Annotated in this window: 21 protein-coding genes and 1 pseudogene; 10 read left to right on the top strand and 12 right to left on the bottom strand. The window is 32.9% G+C overall.

The window, feature by feature from the left end:
* Positions 1 to 12 precede the first annotated feature (12 nt).
* Complete coding sequence (locus tag AC6EIZ_RS01550) at positions 13 to 315, top strand: YggT family protein (RefSeq protein WP_498511794.1); 303 nt, start codon at positions 13 to 15, stop codon at positions 313 to 315.
* Positions 316 to 323: 8 nt separating this feature from the next.
* Here AC6EIZ_RS01550 and AC6EIZ_RS01545 read toward each other — a convergent pair whose 3' ends face one another.
* Positions 324 to 653 (bottom strand): nucleoside triphosphate pyrophosphohydrolase family protein, encoded by a 330-nt coding sequence (locus AC6EIZ_RS01545; RefSeq protein ID WP_498511792.1) that lies wholly within the window; start codon positions 651 to 653, stop codon positions 324 to 326.
* 78 nt (positions 654 to 731) lie between these two features.
* Between AC6EIZ_RS01545 and pyk the strand changes: the two are divergent.
* The 3 genes and pseudogenes from pyk to ftsH all read left to right on the top strand — a co-directional run.
* Positions 732 to 2,159 (top strand): annotated as a pseudogene (gene pyk, locus AC6EIZ_RS01540) (pyruvate kinase); the annotation flags it as partial.
* Between the two features lie 34 nt (positions 2,160 to 2,193).
* A complete protein-coding gene (locus AC6EIZ_RS01535; protein ID WP_498511791.1) occupies positions 2,194 to 3,423 on the top strand; it encodes an ABC transporter permease in 1,230 nt (409 codons plus the stop codon).
* Between the two features lie 140 nt (positions 3,424 to 3,563).
* Positions 3,564 to 5,486 (top strand): ATP-dependent zinc metalloprotease FtsH, encoded by a 1,923-nt coding sequence (gene ftsH, locus AC6EIZ_RS01530; protein WP_498511789.1) that lies wholly within the window; start codon positions 3,564 to 3,566, stop codon positions 5,484 to 5,486.
* Positions 5,487 to 5,494: 8 nt separating this feature from the next.
* Here ftsH and clpP read toward each other — a convergent pair whose 3' ends face one another.
* Positions 5,495 to 6,085: an ATP-dependent Clp endopeptidase proteolytic subunit ClpP gene (clpP, locus tag AC6EIZ_RS01525; protein WP_498511787.1), complete on the bottom strand. Its 591-nt coding sequence runs from the start codon at positions 6,083 to 6,085 to the stop codon at positions 5,495 to 5,497.
* An 85-nt stretch (positions 6,086 to 6,170) separates the two neighbouring features.
* On the opposite strand from clpP, the gene psb29 reads away from it, so the two are divergent.
* Positions 6,171 to 6,770, top strand: coding sequence for a photosystem II biogenesis protein Psp29 (gene psb29, locus AC6EIZ_RS01520; RefSeq protein ID WP_498513152.1), 600 nt, complete (start codon positions 6,171 to 6,173; stop codon positions 6,768 to 6,770).
* A 142-nt stretch (positions 6,771 to 6,912) separates the two neighbouring features.
* Here psb29 and petN read toward each other — a convergent pair whose 3' ends face one another.
* Positions 6,913 to 7,014 carry a cytochrome b6-f complex subunit PetN gene (petN, locus tag AC6EIZ_RS01515; RefSeq protein WP_071841048.1) on the bottom strand — a complete coding sequence of 34 codons (102 nt, stop codon included), beginning with the start codon at positions 7,012 to 7,014 and terminating at the stop codon, positions 6,913 to 6,915.
* Between the two features lie 100 nt (positions 7,015 to 7,114).
* Here petN and AC6EIZ_RS01510 point away from each other — a divergent pair, with 100 nt between their 5' ends.
* On the top strand, positions 7,115 to 7,417 hold the full coding sequence (locus tag AC6EIZ_RS01510; protein ID WP_498511785.1) for a DUF2103 domain-containing protein: 303 nt from the start codon (positions 7,115 to 7,117) through the stop codon (positions 7,415 to 7,417).
* A gap of 352 nt (positions 7,418 to 7,769) precedes the next feature.
* On the opposite strand, the gene AC6EIZ_RS01505 is transcribed toward AC6EIZ_RS01510, so the two are convergent.
* The gene (locus AC6EIZ_RS01505; protein ID WP_498511783.1) at positions 7,770 to 8,039 is read right to left on the bottom strand and encodes a hypothetical protein; all 270 of its coding nucleotides are present in this window, start codon (positions 8,037 to 8,039) and stop codon (positions 7,770 to 7,772) included.
* A gap of 224 nt (positions 8,040 to 8,263) precedes the next feature.
* On the opposite strand from AC6EIZ_RS01505, the gene AC6EIZ_RS01500 reads away from it, so the two are divergent.
* The gene (locus AC6EIZ_RS01500) at positions 8,264 to 8,608 is read left to right on the top strand and encodes a hypothetical protein (RefSeq protein WP_498511782.1); all 345 of its coding nucleotides are present in this window, start codon (positions 8,264 to 8,266) and stop codon (positions 8,606 to 8,608) included.
* 11 nt (positions 8,609 to 8,619) lie between these two features.
* Here AC6EIZ_RS01500 and AC6EIZ_RS01495 read toward each other — a convergent pair whose 3' ends face one another.
* Both AC6EIZ_RS01495 and AC6EIZ_RS01490 read right to left on the bottom strand, forming a co-directional pair.
* Positions 8,620 to 8,763 (bottom strand): hypothetical protein, encoded by a 144-nt coding sequence (locus tag AC6EIZ_RS01495; RefSeq protein WP_498511780.1) that lies wholly within the window; start codon positions 8,761 to 8,763, stop codon positions 8,620 to 8,622.
* Between the two features lie 39 nt (positions 8,764 to 8,802).
* On the bottom strand, positions 8,803 to 10,452 hold the full coding sequence (locus AC6EIZ_RS01490) for an ArnT family glycosyltransferase (protein ID WP_498511778.1): 1,650 nt from the start codon (positions 10,450 to 10,452) through the stop codon (positions 8,803 to 8,805).
* Positions 10,453 to 10,596: 144 nt separating this feature from the next.
* On the opposite strand from AC6EIZ_RS01490, the gene AC6EIZ_RS01485 reads away from it, so the two are divergent.
* On the top strand, positions 10,597 to 10,794 hold the full coding sequence (locus AC6EIZ_RS01485) for a DUF8635 family protein (protein WP_498507195.1): 198 nt from the start codon (positions 10,597 to 10,599) through the stop codon (positions 10,792 to 10,794).
* A gap of 293 nt (positions 10,795 to 11,087) precedes the next feature.
* On the opposite strand, the gene secF is transcribed toward AC6EIZ_RS01485, so the two are convergent.
* The 6 genes from secF to rsmA all read right to left on the bottom strand — a co-directional run bounded on the left by secF (position 11,088) and on the right by rsmA (position 16,916).
* Complete coding sequence (gene secF, locus AC6EIZ_RS01480) at positions 11,088 to 12,056, bottom strand: protein translocase subunit SecF (protein ID WP_498511776.1); 969 nt, start codon at positions 12,054 to 12,056, stop codon at positions 11,088 to 11,090.
* Between the two features lie 24 nt (positions 12,057 to 12,080).
* Positions 12,081 to 13,571, bottom strand: coding sequence for a protein translocase subunit SecD (secD, locus tag AC6EIZ_RS01475; RefSeq protein WP_498511774.1), 1,491 nt, complete (start codon positions 13,569 to 13,571; stop codon positions 12,081 to 12,083).
* A 2-nt stretch (positions 13,572 to 13,573) separates the two neighbouring features.
* Entirely contained in the window at positions 13,574 to 14,512 is a 939-nt protein-coding gene (locus tag AC6EIZ_RS01470) for a pyruvate dehydrogenase complex E1 component subunit beta (RefSeq protein ID WP_498513150.1), read from the bottom strand.
* A gap of 245 nt (positions 14,513 to 14,757) precedes the next feature.
* Entirely contained in the window at positions 14,758 to 15,120 is a 363-nt protein-coding gene (locus AC6EIZ_RS01465; protein WP_498511773.1) for a DUF3082 domain-containing protein, read from the bottom strand.
* Complete coding sequence (gene ispE, locus AC6EIZ_RS01460; protein ID WP_498511771.1) at positions 15,107 to 16,066, bottom strand: 4-(cytidine 5'-diphospho)-2-C-methyl-D-erythritol kinase; 960 nt, start codon at positions 16,064 to 16,066, stop codon at positions 15,107 to 15,109. Before ispE ends, AC6EIZ_RS01465 begins: the two co-directional genes overlap by 14 nt.
* Positions 16,044 to 16,916: a 16S rRNA (adenine(1518)-N(6)/adenine(1519)-N(6))-dimethyltransferase RsmA gene (rsmA, locus tag AC6EIZ_RS01455; RefSeq protein WP_498511769.1), complete on the bottom strand. Its 873-nt coding sequence runs from the start codon at positions 16,914 to 16,916 to the stop codon at positions 16,044 to 16,046. The genes ispE and rsmA overlap by 23 nt, the downstream gene beginning before the upstream one ends.
* A gap of 112 nt (positions 16,917 to 17,028) precedes the next feature.
* Here rsmA and AC6EIZ_RS01450 point away from each other — a divergent pair, with 112 nt between their 5' ends.
* Positions 17,029 to 17,394, top strand: a complete 366-nt coding sequence (locus AC6EIZ_RS01450; RefSeq protein ID WP_498511767.1) for a hypothetical protein — start codon at positions 17,029 to 17,031, stop codon at positions 17,392 to 17,394.
* A 12-nt stretch (positions 17,395 to 17,406) separates the two neighbouring features.
* Positions 17,407 to 17,844, top strand: coding sequence for a 23S rRNA (pseudouridine(1915)-N(3))-methyltransferase RlmH (locus tag AC6EIZ_RS01445; RefSeq protein ID WP_498511766.1), 438 nt, complete (start codon positions 17,407 to 17,409; stop codon positions 17,842 to 17,844).
* Positions 17,845 to 17,856 lie beyond the last annotated feature (12 nt).

Genomic DNA, 17,856 nt, shown 5'->3' with positions numbered 1-17,856 from the left:
AATTAAAGGCTAATGGGTTACGAAATTATTCCAACAATTCTTCTTGTACTACTAAAAACACTTGGAATTTATTCAACAATATTGATCATTAGGGTTTTGCTTACCTGGTTCCCAAATCTTGATATGAGTAATCCCATACTTGTAAATTTATGTGCTATTACTGATCCTTACCTAAATTTTTTCAGAGGAATTATACCTCCATTAGGAGGGTTAGATTTATCTCCTATTTTAGCTTTTGTTGTTATCAGAGTTGTTCAAGGGATTCTTGGTAATGCTGCTGCACTAGCGATGGGAGGATTTCAACTATATGGATAATTTTCAGATCAACGGTTATCTCCACTCCCTTGAATTTTCCCTCGAGATTTGCGGCTGTTGAGCTTTTCTAAGTTTGCATTAGCTACCTCTTCCAATTCAAATCCCAGTTCGCTAGAAAGTTGTGATATGTACCAAAGAACATCACCTAATTCAAATTTAATTGCATCCTTACTATCTTTATCAAATACACCATTTTTATCTCTTAGAATTTTTTTTACTTTGTCAGCAACTTCACCTGCTTCTCCTACCAGACCTAATGTTGGATAGATAGCATTTCTTCCAACTTTAGGATAGAGAGCTGTCTTACGAGATTCTCTTTGATAGTCATTTAATTCCATGTTTATTTTCTTGAAAAAGCAAAGTTGGCAAATAAAACACAATCAGATGTTAGTTTTTTGTTATCACAAGTCACATAAATGACAATACTCGATCTAGCTAGAAGGACAAAAATCGTTGCCACCATTGGGCCCGCAACTGAAAGTGCGAGTCAAATAACTAAATTAGTAGAAGCTGGAGCCACCACCTTTCGTCTAAATTTTAGTCACGGAGACCATGATGAACATGCTCGAAGAATAGAAACAATTAGAAAAGTTTCGGATGATCTAGGCATTCACATAGGAATCCTCCAAGATCTTCAGGGGCCTAAAATTAGACTAGGTAGATTTAAAAACGGTCCGGTTAATGTTGAGAATGGTGATAAGTTTATTCTTACATCAAAAAATATTGACTGTAATAAGGATCAAGCAAATGTCACTTATGACAAACTTGCTGAAGAAGTAACTGTTGGAAATCGGATCCTTTTGGATGACGGAAGAGTAGAGATGAGAGTTGAAGAAGTTGATTTGAAGCAACAAAGATTAATTTGTTCAATAACTGTGGGAGGAGTTCTATCTAATAATAAAGGGGTTAATTTCCCGGATGTTCAACTATCTATTAGGGCTCTAACAGACAAAGACAAAGAAGATCTAGCATTTGGTTTAAAACAAGGTGTTGATTGGGTAGCGCTCAGCTTTGTAAGAAATCCTTCTGATTTAATAGAGATAAAAGATTTAATTAGAAATCATGGGTTTGATACTCCTGTAGTTGCAAAAATTGAAAAATTCGAAGCTATTGATCAAATCGACTCCGTTTTAAAACTATGTGATGGAGTAATGGTAGCGAGGGGAGATCTTGGTGTAGAGATGCCTGCAGAAGAAGTACCATTATTGCAAAAACAACTTATTAAAAAGGCAAATAGCCTTGGTATACCAATTATTACGGCCACACAAATGCTTGATTCAATGGCCTCAAGTCCAAGGCCTACAAGAGCTGAAGTAAGTGACGTAGCTAATGCAATACTCGACGGTACAGATGCTGTAATGCTTTCCAATGAGACTGCTGTAGGTGATTATCCAATTGAAGCAGTAGCTACGATGGCAACTATTGCGAAAAGAATTGAAAGAGATTATCCACAAAAAGCTCTGGAAAGCCATCTTCCAAGCACTATTCCAAATGCAATAAGTGCAGCTGTAAGTAGTATCGCTAGACAAATAAATGCAGCGGCAATAATTCCTTTAACAAAGAGTGGGGCAACTGCAAGAAATGTAAGTAAATTCAGGCCTGCAACACCAGTTTTAGCAGTAACAAATGAGAAAACCGTAGCAAGTACACTTCAACTTGTCTGGGGAGTCACACCACTTCTGATTGAGAATCAAACAAGCACATCAAAAACATTCGATGATGCAATGAATATGGCAAAGAAAATGAATATTCTAAAAAAAGGGGATCTAGTAGTAGAAACAGCAGGAACCTTATCAGGCGTTAGTGGATCAACAGATTTAGTTAAGGTTGGGATAGTTAGTTCCGAAGAAACTGAAACTACTTTCATTTAATAAAAATATGAAAAGGAAACTCCCGCTTTCTGAAACCTCGGGAATGGCAATAAAAAATCTGAAATCAAATAAGTTTAGAAGCCTTCTAACAATGCTTGGAATAGTAATAGGTAATGCTTCGGTAATAACACTTGTAGGTGTAGGCAGAGGTGCTCAAAACCTTGCAGAAAATCAATTAAGCAACCTTGGAGCAAATGTTTTATTTGTTGTACCTGGGAATAATGACACAAGAAGGAGAGGAGTAGCTTTCCCTAAAAACCTAGTACTTAAGGATGCCATAGCAATAGAACAACAAGTACCAACTGTTAAAAGAGTAGCTCCGCAAATCTCATCAAACGAAGTCATTCAAACGGGTGCAAAGAGCACAAGTAGTTCTATTTCAGGTGTAACAAGTGATTTTTTAGTTGTAAGAAGTTTTGAAATTGCAAAAGGACGCTTTATTGATGATCAAGATACTAAAGGCGCAAAAAATGTTGTAGTTATTGGACCAGATCTTGAAGAGAAGCTATTTAATGACAGAGAAGGTTTAGGAAAAAGAATAAGAATAAAAGATCAGTCTTTTGAAATTGTTGGAGTTATGAAACCTAAAGGTGCAGTATTTGGAAATAATCAAGATGAGAACGCATATATTCCTCTCTCAACAATGGTCAGTAGAATAACTGGTAAGGATCCAACATATGGAATAAGCCTAAGTTTCATTAGTGTTGAAGCAATAAATGAAAAATCAACAAAAGCAGCAAAGTTTCAAATAACAAATTTATTGAGACAAAGGCATAAAATAATCAGAGATGATGACTTCGCTGTTCGATCACAAAAAGATGCTTTGCAAATAGTATCAAACATTACGGGAGGTTTAACATTAATGCTAGCTGCAATAGGTGGAATATCATTACTAGTAGGTGGAATAGGTATCATGAATATTATGCTGGTATCTGTAAGTGAAAGAACAGAAGAAATAGGTCTTAGAAAAGCCCTAGGTGCAAGGAGACTAGATATTTCAACCCAATTCCTAATTGAATCTTTAATTCTTTCTAGTATGGGTGGAATAGCTGGAACAGGCTTAGGACTTACGACTATCAAGATTGTAGCCGTAATAACACCTTTACCAGCAACAATTGGTTTAGGAACTGTATTAGTTACAGTTATAATTTCTAGTACAATAGGTTTAACTTTTGGCGTTTTACCTGCAAAAAGAGCTGCAAAACTTGATCCAATTACTGCCCTAAGAAGTTTGTAACTATTATTTCCTTAAATAGAAAAACTAGAAATAAAATTTTACTCAAAAATATATTTTTTCTAGTATTTCTGAGAACCTGATGAAATCATCCAACAGAAAGGGGCTTTACCCTACTAGAATTAATGAAAAATTAAGGGATTATGAATAAAAAATGGAAAGTTATAGCTCTTTGGGTGCTTCCAATAACAATAGTGGTTTTAATTACTTGGCAAATCGTTGGCTCTGCAACCAATACTCAAGTAACTCAATCCAACTCTTCTACAACTTCAAGAAATGCTCCTGCAGCTAAAATTAGTTATGGAAGGTTTCTTGATTATATAAAAGCTGGAAGAGTCACTTCTGTTGACATATATGAAGGAGGTAGAAATGCAATCGTTGAATCAGTTGACCCCGAAATAGATAATAGAGCGCAAAGGCTAAGAGTTGATCTTCCAGGGTTAGCTCCTGAATTAGTTACTTCATTAAAAGAAGAAGGAATCAGTTTTGACATACATCCTCCTAGGACAGCCCCAGCTGGAATTGGAATATTTGGCAATCTTTTATTTCCAATAATTTTAATTGGAGGCTTAATTTTACTTTCAAGAAGATCAAATTCAATGCCAGGTGGACCAGGTCAAGCAATGCAATTTGGTAAAACAAAAGCAAGATTTGCCATGGAAGCCGAAACAGGTGTGAAATTCGATGATGTGGCTGGAGTGAATGAAGCCAAGCAAGATTTAGAGGAGGTAGTCACTTTCCTCAAGCAACCTGAAAGGTTTACTTCTGTCGGTGCGCAAATACCAAGAGGTGTCTTACTAGTAGGACCTCCAGGAACAGGCAAAACACTTCTAGCTAAGGCAATTGCAGGAGAAGCAGGTGTACCCTTCTTTTCACTTTCAGGCTCGGAATTTGTAGAAATGTTTGTAGGTGTGGGAGCAAGTCGTGTCAGAGATTTGTTTAAAAGAGCTAAAGAGAACAGTCCCTGCTTAATTTTTATAGATGAAATTGATGCAGTGGGAAGACAAAGAGGTGCTGGTATTGGTGGAGGAAATGATGAAAGAGAACAAACACTCAATCAACTTTTGACCGAGATGGATGGATTTGAGGGGAATAGCGGAATTATTATCATTGCTGCAACAAATAGACCAGATGTACTCGACTCAGCATTGATGAGGCCAGGGAGGTTTGATAGACAAGTAACCGTAGACGCACCAGACATAACAGGTAGATTATCGATTCTTAAAGTTCACTCCAGAAATAAAAAATTAGAAAAGGATTTAACTTTAGAAAGTATTGCTAGAAGGACGCCTGGTTTTACAGGCGCAGACCTTGCCAATTTGCTTAACGAGGCAGCAATTCTTACTGCAAGAAGAAGAAAGAATCATATAGGTCTTTCTGAAATAGATGATGCAGTTGATCGCATTATTGCAGGAATGGAAGGTCAACCCTTAGTTGATGGAAGAAGCAAGCGACTAATTGCTTATCATGAAGTTGGTCATGCATTAATTGGTTCGCTAGTAAAGGATCACGATCCAGTCCAAAAAGTTACTGTCATTCCTAGAGGTCAAGCAAAAGGTTTAACTTGGTTCTCTCCAGATGATGATCAGGCTTTAATAAGTAGGGCTCAATTGAAAGCAAGAATTATGGGAGCACTAGGTGGAAGAGCTGCGGAAGATATTATTTTTGGAAGAGAAGAAGTAACAACTGGTGCTGGTGGTGATGTACAGCAGGTTGCTTCTATGGCCCGTCAAATGGTCACTAGATTTGGAATGAGCAGCCTTGGTCCAGTCTCTTTAGAAGGGGACAATCAAGAAGTTTTTGTTGGAAGAAGTCTTATGAACACATCTGATATATCAGATGAAATCTCAAAACAAATCGATGAGCAAGTTAGAAAAATTGTCAAACAGTGTTACAAAGAAACACTTGAATTAGTAGCAAAAAATAGAGCTGCTATGGATAAATTGGTAGAAATTTTAATCGAGAAGGAAACCATGGATGGAGATGAGTTCTGCAAAGTATTATCCGAATACACTGTCGTTCCCGAAAAAGATAGATTTATTCCTGTTTTACAAGATCCTAAATAAAAATTTAATTAAATTGAATTTATTGGTCGCTTGTTAAATACATTATCAATAATTCCATATTCGATAGCCTCAGTTGGAGACATATAGAAATCTCTATCTGTATCTTCTCTTATCCTTTCGATAGGTTGACCAGTCCTTTCAGACAATTCTTTATTTAATTTATCTTTTACAAACAATATTTCATCAGCTTGGATCCTTATATCGCTAGCTTGTCCTCTAGCACCTCCCAGTGGCTGATGAATCATTATTCTTGAATGGAGCAAGCTGCTTCTCTTTCCTTTTGCACCTGCACATAGAAGGAAGGCGCCCATACTTGCAGCAAGGCCAACACAAACGGTATGAATATCAGGTTTTACATGCTGCATTGTGTCAAAAATACCAAGGCCGTCATAAACAGATCCACCTGGTGAATTTATGTAGAGAAAAATATCTTTATCTGGATCTTCAGCCTCTAGGAAAAGGAGCTGAGCAACAATCCTGTTAGCAGAATCACTTGTAACTGGTTCACCCAAAAAAACTATTCTTTCTCTTAAAAGCCTTGAATAAATATCAAAGGCTCTTTCTCCTCTTCCCGATTCTTCTATAACTATTGGAATCATTGAACGATAGTAATGGTCGGTTTTCATGATCCTAGCTAAGTCGCGAGGTAAGCTAAGGTCTCTTAAGAATTATCTAGGTTTGGCATTGAGCGTTAGAGCAACAATTTCAGACAGCAAATCTGATTTCCATAAGGAATTTCCTTATGTCATACCACCAATTTACAGAAAACTTGCGGATGAGCTGCTGGTAGAACTTCACTTACTGAGTCATCAAAAGAATTTTAAGAAAGATGCAATATTCGCTACTGGATTATTAGAAATATTTAGTAAATTTACAAATGGTTATAAACCTGTCGAACATATTACCAAGCTATTCGACGCAATATGTAATTGTAATGATTTCAATCCAAGCGAGATAACCAGCTCATCAGAACAAATACTTAGTAAGGCCAAATCATTTACAAAAGAAGATTTAAATAATTTTTGTTCACAGCTAAATAAAGACAACAAAAGCAGTCAATACTACAGTCGCATAAGCGCTATTGGTATATACAAATTAGTTAGTGAAATGCCAACATCTAAGGATGCAAATGAAGAATATTTGAATAAAGAAATAAGTAATATTTCCGAATTACTTGGCTACCAGTATTCAAGAGTTGAGAAAGATATAAGTATGTACAAGTCAAATATTGAGAAGATGAAACAAGCATTAGAAATTATTTCTTTAAACATAACATCAAAATAAAATATAAATTACTTTTTTCTTCTTTTATCTTTCCAATCAATATAGGTTAAGTAAATCACACCAATTGTGATAAAAAATAGTAGTGAAATTGAGAAAAAAGATAAAAAACTATAGAGGTTAAAGTCTATAGGCATAACTTTTACTAAATATCAATAGAACCATCACCATTTCTACCCCAAACAACCATTGCAATAGAAAAAGTGAAAATAGCAGCTAGAGAAGCCCAACCTAGAGTGAAGATCATGACTAAAATTATTTACTAAATTATAACTTATTAAAATGATTTAATTTGTCATTATCCACAGACCATTTAGGAAATTAGACAAAAACATCCAAAAAAAAAGATGGGAAGACTTGTTCAAAATCACAGCACTCACATAGAAGGCTTAATCAAATGGCTGAAAAAGATTGCGGAAAACGATGAGATTAAGACAATTACGCCTGCCTCGCTGTCAAAAACTAATGGTAGGGGTGAGAATCTTGGTCTAAAAGTTACTGTCAAAACAAATGAAGGATATAAGCTCCTTGCTAGAAAAGGAAAACTCGTACAAGAGGTTTTTCTTGTTACAAGCTTGGATGAAAATAAAATTGTAGAATTAATTAATAAAACTAATCCAAAGGGTCGTCGGAAAAAGAAAGGTTATTAGATGAAGTATGACGATAGAAGGGATTTTTATTTTGCTTGGATACAGATTCAAAAAGTTCTCTAATGATATCTTCCTTGATCATATTCATTGCTGAATCGATTTCGTACTTATTTTCTGCCATAAAGATAATCTTTAAAGAGAATATAATCCCTGAAAACTAAGAAGCTCGATTAGTTAATAAAGAAATCGGATTTACTCAAAGCCAAATGAAAAAAATTTATAAATAAAAAGTAGTTAAAATTTATCAACAATTCTGTTTTTAACTAAAGAATATAAATTAAGATTTAAAAAATCAATATTTCATATAGCTAATCTAAATAATATTACACTAATGGACAAAAAGAAGATAAATCTAAAGTTCATATTCGTTTTTAAATTTATCTAAATTAGTCAAATATAGTTGATGAAGATTAGTAGTCTCATCATTAAATCCAACTTCCTTATACATCTGATCAAGTGACATATATGCACTCATTACAGGCAAGAATGCAGATTTATATTCTTCCTGTATATCATCCTCATCTATATCATGAATTATAGCTGTAATTAATTCAATTTGCTTCTTGGCTAATGAAATGTTTTTCTCTAATTCAGGACTAAGTTTACGTCGTCTTTTTGCCATTGAATACAATTCATCCTTAAAAATAATACACTATTTTTAATAGAAAAATCAATCAAACGAGTAAGGGAATTAGAAAACCAGAAGAATAAGAGTAAATACTCATAAAAGGGTCCGGTGAGAGTTCCTTTTTTATAAAAATGGGATATATTTTATTTGGTACAATATTAATGTGATAAAGGCCCAAAACAAGGTTTATTAAAGGGCTGACAAATCCAACTATCACTATGAAAAGTAATTCAGATAAAAACCAAACAAATCTTCCATGGTGGGTTGAACTGTTATTTGTTCAAATAGGATTACCTGATGCGTGGCTTTCTAAATATCTTAAAAAGAAAAAGCAAGCAGTAAACTTTATTAATGAAAATAAAAAATATATAGTTTATTCAGCTATCTTAATTTCTGGAATTTTATACATCTACCCAATAGTAAGGTATACATCATCAAGTGCTACATGCATAGATAAAACTACAAAATATCTAAAATCAAATAATATAAATAGATCTCAAAATGAAATTGACATAAATTCCCTAGCAGTTGGATATTGTCATGGTGGTTCTCTGCCAGAATAATCACCTTCTATTCATTTAGTTTTATCACCATCAATATCATATGTGGGAGGAGTTTCAGGAGCCTTTCCCTCAAGCAAAGGAATCAATTTAGAAAGAAACCTTCCCATAACAGGAACCCAGAATTCTGCATAAGCTTTTTTAAGTATTTTATTCATTGATATTTTTATTTAATATAAAAAAGAATTAACATAATATTATTCACCCATATTCACTAATAATAAGTGATTGTCAAATTTTTTAACAGGAATAAAAAGTCGTTTTGATTTTAATTTATCAAATGAATCACTATTAGAGGTGATAACATACTTATATTTTTTTATTGATTCTATATCCTCTACAACCTTGAATGAAGGCAAATAATATGATAATAAAGTCTGAATTTTACTGTTTACACCAAATAAATAAATTGTATTAGAGTTAATAATTGAAGATACAACATCACTTTTCAAGAATAGCTTTGTTTTATAATTGGGATTACCTAGTACACCAAAATTAAACAATAATGATAAAGAAATATATTGAGGTATAATTATATTATAGAAGAAATTAATCAAATTAAAACTAAAACATTTAAAGTCGAACAGAAATCTAATTGAGGTAACGTAGGAAACCAATAGAAATGAAGTTAAGATATAAACTATTAAAGGTTTTCCATAAGAATAATTAATTACCAAATCATTATAATTAAAAATAGAAAACAAGAGGATGGATGATACCAATAGAATTATTATAAACAATAAACAACTAATAGTATAACTTGAAAAGTAGTATCTAAAGGAATTAGACGTAATGTAGATAGAAAAAATTATAGATAAAGAAGGTAATAGGAAAAGATAATAATGAGGATAAGAAGTAGACATACATAATAATAAAAATAAAGATATAAAAGGATAAAAATAAATCAATAATGGATACTTTATATTAATATTTGACCTAACAAGAAGAAAAACAAGAAGGAATAACACTCCAACTGGAAAAGTTAAATAAAGAAAATTTAAAGGAGTAAGCAAAAAATTATTATAACCATATTCTCCTACAGCTTGTTTTGTTGCAAAATCAATAAGAGCTTTAATACCAATAATTCCAAACTTCTTAAATGCAAAATAAAGATTTAGAAAAGTTGGCATAGATCCTATAAATATACCAGTACAAAAGAAAATTTTAATAGTATTTTCTTGTCTAAATAAATGATAAAAAATAAAAGGTGCTAGTCCTAAGAGAGGAGCAAATGCCATATAACTTCTGACAAAAAAGGATAAAGAAACAAAAAAGCCAGACAAAAATATATAAAAATACTTGCTTATATTTCCTAAAGTATCAAGAGATTTAAGAAAAAATAAAATAACAAGAAGTATACACAAAACAAATGGCAAATCAGGACTAGCGTATCTTGAATATTGAATCCATAATGGCATTGATGAAAGTGAAAACAAAGAAATCAATGCAGCCTTTTTATTTGTAATTTTTAATGCAATTAAATACGAGCTAATCAGGCAAAGGAAAGAAGAAAGAATACTTGGAAGTCTTAGAGCTAATTCACTATATCCAAACAACCTAATAGATAATGCTATTAACCAATAGCTCCCTAATGTCTTATGGTGAGGAGAAGGGAATGGGGTTGAAAACCAATTTTCAGAAGACTCAATCAATCTTGCTCTTCTAGCATAAAGTCCTTCATCATGAGCGACTAGACTTTGAGTAGAAATATCGATAAGAAAATATAGTGATATAAAGACAAGAATAAGAAGGAAAGATATAATAGTTATTTTATTCTTTAAGAAAAAAGTTATAAATCCTATTTTAATCTTCTTATAGTTAAAAACATGAGATGGAAGTATTTGCATGTTCGAATATGTTTAAAATTCAATGTTCAATTTTAATGAACTACATTTTAATCAAATTATATCCTTAGTAATTTGATTTGGGAATCTGAAAGAGATTGTATTAATAACATCGTGTATAATAATAGATATACAAGATTTATAAAGATGGCAACTGCTAAGGAAAAGAAAGAGGAGGTAAAAGCATCTCTAAAAATCTTACGAGCGGAACTAAGAAAAATGCATTTAGGAGTAACAGAAGAGCTATCACTCCCAGAGCCCACAGAAGTCAAAAAATTAATGACTCAAATGGAGGAGCTATTATTAGTAATTGAACCAAAGTCATCTAGAAAAGCAAAAAAATAGAAATTGCATTTTTTTAATAGATAATTACAACCTAAAACTGATAAATTTAAATAATATGATTGGTTTATATCACTACTTTTTCATGGATTTAAAAAAAGAGGGACTTGTAATTAATATCGTAATTGCCAAAGGATGTTCTGAAATAGTATAAACAAGAGTCGAAAAAGTGAAAAAATCGATCAGAATTCTAATATCTATTCTTAAATCATATATTGAAAGGACAATTAGAAGAATATATAACCAATTGTATTTTATATAAATAAATAATCTATCTATAGTAATTAAGCTCATGTTTAATCGACAAAATCTTTATTGCTTGTTATTGATAACAATGAAGGGGCTAAAGCAATGCTCGACCAAGAACCAGCTATAACGCCTATTACCAAAGCAAATGCAAACCAATACAAAGTTGATCCTCCCAAAATTAATATACATGTTAATGGAAGTAGTGTTGTAAGACTTGTATAAAGAGTCCTTGTTAACGTTGCACCAACTGCCTTATCTATTTGATATTTAAAACTTAATTGTTTCTCTATTAAACTTTTTTCTCTGATCCTATCAAAAACTACAACAGTATTGTTTACTGAATATCCTGCAATGGTCAAAAGAGAAACAGCAAATAACGAGTCGACCTCTACATTGAATAAATATCCCAGCCATGCAAATACACCACAAACAATAAGTATGTCATGCAAAAGAGCAAATAAAGCTAAGAATGAGTATCTTCGATCATATCTAAAGTTTATATATAAAGCTATTCCAAGAAAAGCAAAGAGTAAAGAAATCAAACTACTTTTAAGTAACTGCCTCCCAAGACTTGGACCAATAATTTCAACTGAAATATTTTCATTATTAAATGGACCAAAAGATTTATCAACCTGCTCAACTACAGAATCAGATTGAGCTGCAGTTAAAAATGGGAGCCTAATTGATATTAATTTTGAATTATCAAGTAATTGTATTTGTGATCGAGTTAAATTAGGAGAAGTATTAGAACTGAAATTTTTATCCTCATTTTTTAAAGCTATTATATTAGAAGATATGTCAATTGTATTTAAAGTAATACAGTCATCAGTACAATTCCTCTCTAAAGTTATTTGAGTTCCTCCGGTATAATCTAAACCAAGGTTTAAAGGGGCCTTAATAGAAGTGCTTTTAAGGGAAATTAACATTCCAATTATTGATATTAAACATAAAGAAAATGAAACAAGCCAAACTATCTTTCTATTTTTATAGAGTTGAACATTGAAAGTAGCTTTCATAATTAATTTAATTTGAATTAGTTGCTATTTAAAGTTGATAGAGGGTGAAGAAATCTGATTAAGATTAATAAAGTTGGAAATTTTTCTAAGACCTTGAAAACTCATTAAGAACTTTAATATTGCTTTTGTACAGGTTAAGGCCGTAAATAAGCTCAATACAACCCCAATACCTAATGTAGCTGCAAAACCTTTTACAAATCCAGTACCCAAATAAAATAATGTAATGCAGCTTATTAAAGTAGTTAAATGACCATCAATAATTGATGAGAAAGCGTTTTTAAAACTTGCATCTATTGAACGAATTAATGTATTTCCATTGCGTAATTCTTCCTTTAATCTTTCAAAAATAAGCACATTAGCATCTACAGCCATTCCTATGCTTAATATAAATCCAGCAATACCTGGTAGAGTAAGAGTTACTGGTAGTAGTGCATAAATAGATAAAGTGAATAGAGAATAAAAAGACAATGCCATGACAGCAACAAATCCAGCTAGTTTATAGATAAAAATCATAAAAAGACCTACAAAAATCAAGCCTGTTAAAGCAGCAAAAAGACTTAGACGAATATTTTGAGCCCCTAAAGAAGGCCCTATTGTTCTTATTTGGATAATATCAATAGGTAGAGGCAGAGCACCTCCCCTTAATTGAACTTCTAAATTTCTAGCATCATCAGCCGTAAAATTTCCACTTATTGTCGCAGCCCCACCCGCTATACCTGCAGATTCAAACTGCCTACCAACACTTGCCTCACTATATGAAATCCCGTCAATAACAATTCCAAGCAATCGAGAAGTTCCCGCAATGGATTTTGTGAGCTCTGCAAATAATTCTCCTCCCTCATTATTGAAGCTTAAAGTGACTTCCCAATTATTGGTATTTTGATCTTGTCGTCTTCCTGCATTTGTCAAATACTGTCCAGTAAGCGATGTTGGCTCAAAGAGAGCTGCTATGTCAGTACTTATTTTATTCCGCAGAAGATTGAATTGAGCAACATCTAATATCTGCTCAGATTGAATATTATATTTTTCGAATAACTGATTAATTTCATTGTTAATATTGATTTCCTTTATCAATTGAGCTGAATTATTGTTCTCTTCTAATAAATTAATAATAGATTCAACACTACTTCGTTTAGTTTGTAATTCTCTTAATTTAGCTTCTGTACCATTTTTCTGAATTCTAAATTCTAATAGAGCAGTCTCCCCTAATACTTTGGCCGCACCCGAAGGATCTTGTTCCCCGGGGAGTTCTAATAACAATTGATTTGTTCCTACAGTTTGAAGTTGAGAATCAGAAACTCCTAATCCATTCACCCTCTTATCAAGAACAGCCTTAACTCCTTCAATTTCATTAGAAGTAATTTGTGGTATTTCGTCAGTAGGCTGCACCTCTAAGGTTAATTGACTACCTCCACGTAAATCCAATCCTAATTGGAAAGGTATATTAGTGCAGATAAAAATACTTAATACTGCAAGAAGAACGACGACAAGAAACCAATAATTCTTCCGACCCATTATTAATCTACTCCACCATTATTAACAATTTTCTCAGCAGCATCTACAATCTGATGAGGTTGAATAATAGTTAAATTTTCTAAATTTCCATTATAGGGAGTAGGAATGTCTTGGCTGCTTAAACGTACTGGAGGAGAATCTAAATCATTAAAACAATTCTCAGTTATTAAAGACATCAATTCAGCTGCAATACCACCTGTTTTCATACATTCCTCAACGATAATTACTCTATGTGTTTTTTTTACAGATTTAGAAATTGTTTCCATATCAAAAGGCTTAAGACTTATTAAATCAATCAATTCGACATCAATTCCTTTACTTTCAAGAAGTTCAACAGCTTTTAAACAGTGATGACGCATTCTTGAATAAGTCAAAATTGTAATATCACTACCTTGCTTAACAAGATCAGCTTGGTCTAGGGCACAAACATAGTCACCCTCCGGAAGCTCTTCTGTGAGGTTATATAAAAGAACATGTTCAAAGAAAAGAACAGGATTATTGTCTCTAATTGCAGCTTTCATTAAACCTTTAGCATTCGTTGGAGTGCTACAAGCAACAATTTTTATACCTGGAACTGCATGGAAATAGGCTTCAAGTCTTTGACTGTGCTCAGCTCCTAATTGCCTTCCAACTCCTCCAGGACCTCTAACAACTGTTGGAATAGTAAAATTACCGCCACTCGTATATCTGAGCATGCCCATATTGTTGGAAATTTGATTAAAAGCAAGCAACAAAAAACCCATATTCATCCCTTCAACAATTGGTCTTAAACCTGTCATAGCAGCACCAACAGCCATACCTGTAAAACTGTTTTCAGCAATTGGTGTATCTAATACTCTGAACTCTCCATATTTTTCATATAAATCTTTCGTAACTTTATAAGAGCCCCCATACTGTCCAACATCTTCTCCCATTACGCAGACTAAGGGATCTCTATCCATTTCTTCATCAATTGCCTCACGAAGAGCATTAAACAAAAGAGTCCCTTTCACAGCTTTAACAGATCGTCCGGATTACCGGTTTGTTATTCCAAACTATCTCAAACAGTGCCTAATTACCCACCCGCCGCAAAAGTCGATAACAGCAATATGGAAAGCAACATCCCAGGAGAGAGTAATAAAACCAGTAGTCCTAAATCATGAAGAGTCATAGGAAGACCTAAATATGACAATTTAATAGTTAAATCTTAGTCTTTTTCTTCCTTATTGCCTTCTATCAAACTGCGAATAAATACTAAAAACAAACCTAGTCCAATAAAACCAAAAGTAAAAGTTGCAAGAAAGCTAATTCCAATAATTAGTGTTTTAAAACCCGAAGCTATACTCTGAGCAATTGGTGATGAATAATTAGGCGTATGAATAGAAAAATATAAAACTATTTTTTTACTTATAAAAAGGCTTAATAGGCTAAAAGATAAACTCGTGATCGAACCTGAAAAAAAGCTCAAGGGGCCTTTCTTTGGTTCTGAAATAGAGTTATCTAAAGGACTTAATGATGGATTAGCTAATTCATCAGATTCATTTTTAAATCCATTACTAGGTGAATTCATTTCTTAATTCAACTCCACTAGACATCATTGAACATGCCCAAGCTGATAAACCAGCCTTAGCAAATGCATTAACATGTTCATTTAGAACTTTATTTGCTTTGGCATAATTTTGAAACAAGGCAAAACAACTTGGACCAGAACCACTCATTGAGACAAGACGAGAATCAGGTAAACGAGACAATATATTCAATGACTTCTCGACCTCTGGAATCATAGGGCGAACGCTTTTTTGTAAATCATTTTGTATCTCTTTACAATCATGAAAAAACCATTGATCAGACCAGTCATTAGATCTGATAATGTTTCTCTTTTTTTCAAAATCCCTATCATCTTCAAGATAGCTATCGCCATACTGTTCTTTATATGTTTTATATGCAACTGGTGTCGAAACTTGTATTGACGGGTCTTTAACCAAAATAATACCCAAATCAAGCCTGTCATATTTTAATTTTTCTAAAACTTCGCCTCTACCAAAACATATCTGTCTACCTCCTGATATGCAAAAAGGTATATCTGATCCTATCTCTTTTGATAAGCTCTCTAATTCCTCAGTCTTGAGATTTAACTTCCAGAGTTTATTTAATCCAACCAATGTGGCAGCTGCGTCTGTAGACCCTCCTGCCAATCCTGCTCCAATAGGTATATTTTTATCAAGTTCGATATCTACACCTAAATTAGTATTTCCTGCTTTATTTCTCAACAGTTTTGCAGCTTTAATTATTAGATTGTCATCACCATTACTAATCTCTTTATTATTAGATGTAAGAGTAATGTTATTTTCTGGACTGTTTATAATTTTCAATTTATCACTTAAATTAATACTTTGCATGACCATTGCTAATTCATGAAACCCATCGGTCCTATTACCTAAAACCTCTAAATGTAGATTAATTTTTGCATATGCTTCTGCGATAAGAAAATCTTCATTTGCTTTGGAAGGTACCATTTTCAGTAACACAAGTTTCTTTTAAAGCTTTTGCCAAGGCGAACCAATTGGAAGGTGAAATTTCCTGTGGTCTTTGTTCAAGACTAATACCTCTGTAGGCGAAAAATTCCTTTATTTTATCGTTGGAAGTAACAAAACTTCCAATCGTGTTTCGTAATTTCTTTCTTCTACCAGCAAAAGCATGTTTTAAAAGTTTCTCTAATAAATTCCCTATCTCATAAAAATCTGGCTCACAAGATACAAAGGGCTTAATCATTACTACTTTGGAATCCACCTTAGGTACTGGTTGAAAACATTTAGAAGGGACATCACATATGACCTGACATTCTGCCAAGAGCTGAACCCGTACACTTAACGCACTAAAGTTACTAGTTCCAGGTCTAGCTACAAGTCTTTGTGCAACTTCCTTTTGCATAAGTAAAACTAAAGTTTCAAAAATATTTTCAGGCGCTTTTCTTAATTCACCAATCAATCTTTTTAACAACGGACCTGTGATGTTGTAAGGAATATTAGCTACAACTTTGTTGATAGTGAATCCATTTTCAGTCTCCAATGGGACAGAGAGGATATCTCCTTCTCTCAAACTAAATTTATTTTGATGCCCAAAACGTTTTTTCAGACCAACGACTAAATCTCTATCTAGCTCAATTGATTGGATGAATCTTGCTTGAGATTCAATTAATTTTTCAGTTAAAGCTCCTTTACCTGGACCAACTTCTAATACGCAATCTTCAGGATTCAATTCGGCAGCCTTAACTATTTGATCTAAGACGCCCTTATCTTTCAACCAATGTTGGCCAAAGCGTTTTCTAGGAATATGCCTAAAATCATTCAAAGTGTTATCACCCATACGCACAATCTCCAAACCACATTAGAAACGATCACATATTTCACTCAAATAAAACTAAATTATTTAAAATATACTCAAAAGAAGATCTTCCATCAATATACATTTTTCTAAAATGACTTTTGATAGCCATAGCATTGAACGATTAAAAGAGTTAGGACGAAAACTTCCTAAAGAGATTTCAAAACCTCAATCAGATGAATTAAGAAATCAAAAAGAAGAAAAAAAACAAAACTTACATCCAGTTGAAATCGAAACCAACCCTGAACAACTTTTTCGAGAGTTGATGGAAATCAGTCCAGATGGATACGTACCCCCTCATTTATTAGAAAGACTTAAAAAACTAGAATCAAATAACCAGAAGATTTCTTCTAATGCCAATCCAAATACTAATAAAAATCCTAAAGATATTACGATAGAAGACTCACCAAGCCTTTATACACAATTTCAACAATTTCTCCTTGAAGATGATATCGATTAAAGAAATATTTTTATGCTAAACATTTCACATTATAAAATCATTGCAATTGGAAAAATAAAAAAAAAGTGGATTCAAGAAGGTATAGAAATGTATATAAAAAGATTACCTGGTTTAGAAATTAAAGAAATTAAAGACAGCACACAAATAAAAGAAGTACATATGATTAATGAAATTATCACCAAAAATGAAATTCTCGTAACTCTTAACGAAAATGGGCAATATTTCACATCAAAGCAACTAGCAACAAAACTTCTAAATTCCAATAATCATAATATTACTTTTGTTATTGGAGGTGCTTTAGGTCTTCCCCATTCCCTTAACAATTCTGCCTCTTGGCAATTAAGTCTTTCGCCTTTAACTTTTCCTCATGAATTAGCTCGCCTTTTACTAATAGAACAACTCTACCGAGCAAAAAACATTACTCAAGGAGGCCCTTACCACAAGGAATAAAAAACTCGAATG

Source organism: Prochlorococcus sp. G4PB16 (assembly GCF_059772465.1).
This window is presented reverse-complemented; position numbering and strand designations above follow the sequence as displayed.

What these genes read in the sequence shown, in the direction of transcription:
- AC6EIZ_RS01485 (WP_498507195.1), top strand. Translation starts at nt 10,597, where the DNA reads ATGGCAACTGCTAAGGAAAAGAAAGAGGAGGTAAAAGCATCTCTAAAA.
- AC6EIZ_RS01550 (WP_498511794.1), top strand. Translation starts at nt 13, where the DNA reads ATGGGTTACGAAATTATTCCAACAATTCTTCTTGTACTACTAAAAACA.
- secD (WP_498511774.1), bottom strand. Translation starts at nt 13,571, where the DNA reads ATGGGTCGGAAGAATTATTGGTTTCTTGTCGTCGTTCTTCTTGCAGTA.
- AC6EIZ_RS01470 (WP_498513150.1), bottom strand. Translation starts at nt 14,512, where the DNA reads ATGGATAGAGATCCCTTAGTCTGCGTAATGGGAGAAGATGTTGGACAG.
- AC6EIZ_RS01495 (WP_498511780.1), bottom strand. Translation starts at nt 8,763, where the DNA reads ATGAATAAAATACTTAAAAAAGCTTATGCAGAATTCTGGGTTCCTGTT.
- rsmA (WP_498511769.1), bottom strand. Translation starts at nt 16,916, where the DNA reads ATGGGTGATAACACTTTGAATGATTTTAGGCATATTCCTAGAAAACGC.
- AC6EIZ_RS01450 (WP_498511767.1), top strand. Translation starts at nt 17,029, where the DNA reads ATGACTTTTGATAGCCATAGCATTGAACGATTAAAAGAGTTAGGACGA.
- ispE (WP_498511771.1), bottom strand. Translation starts at nt 16,066, where the DNA reads ATGGTACCTTCCAAAGCAAATGAAGATTTTCTTATCGCAGAAGCATAT.
- AC6EIZ_RS01545 (WP_498511792.1), bottom strand. Translation starts at nt 653, where the DNA reads ATGGAATTAAATGACTATCAAAGAGAATCTCGTAAGACAGCTCTCTAT.
- AC6EIZ_RS01505 (WP_498511783.1), bottom strand. Translation starts at nt 8,039, where the DNA reads ATGGCAAAAAGACGACGTAAACTTAGTCCTGAATTAGAGAAAAACATT.
- clpP (WP_498511787.1), bottom strand. Translation starts at nt 6,085, where the DNA reads ATGATTCCAATAGTTATAGAAGAATCGGGAAGAGGAGAAAGAGCCTTT.
- AC6EIZ_RS01490 (WP_498511778.1), bottom strand. Translation starts at nt 10,452, where the DNA reads ATGCAAATACTTCCATCTCATGTTTTTAACTATAAGAAGATTAAAATA.
- ftsH (WP_498511789.1), top strand. Translation starts at nt 3,564, where the DNA reads ATGAATAAAAAATGGAAAGTTATAGCTCTTTGGGTGCTTCCAATAACA.
- AC6EIZ_RS01500 (WP_498511782.1), top strand. Translation starts at nt 8,264, where the DNA reads ATGAAAAGTAATTCAGATAAAAACCAAACAAATCTTCCATGGTGGGTT.
- AC6EIZ_RS01510 (WP_498511785.1), top strand. Translation starts at nt 7,115, where the DNA reads ATGGGAAGACTTGTTCAAAATCACAGCACTCACATAGAAGGCTTAATC.
- AC6EIZ_RS01445 (WP_498511766.1), top strand. Translation starts at nt 17,407, where the DNA reads ATGCTAAACATTTCACATTATAAAATCATTGCAATTGGAAAAATAAAA.
- petN (WP_071841048.1), bottom strand. Translation starts at nt 7,014, where the DNA reads ATGATCTTCACTCTAGGTTGGGCTTCTCTAGCTGCTATTTTCACTTTT.
- AC6EIZ_RS01465 (WP_498511773.1), bottom strand. Translation starts at nt 15,120, where the DNA reads ATGAATTCACCTAGTAATGGATTTAAAAATGAATCTGATGAATTAGCT.
- secF (WP_498511776.1), bottom strand. Translation starts at nt 12,056, where the DNA reads ATGAAAGCTACTTTCAATGTTCAACTCTATAAAAATAGAAAGATAGTT.
- AC6EIZ_RS01535 (WP_498511791.1), top strand. Translation starts at nt 2,194, where the DNA reads ATGAAAAGGAAACTCCCGCTTTCTGAAACCTCGGGAATGGCAATAAAA.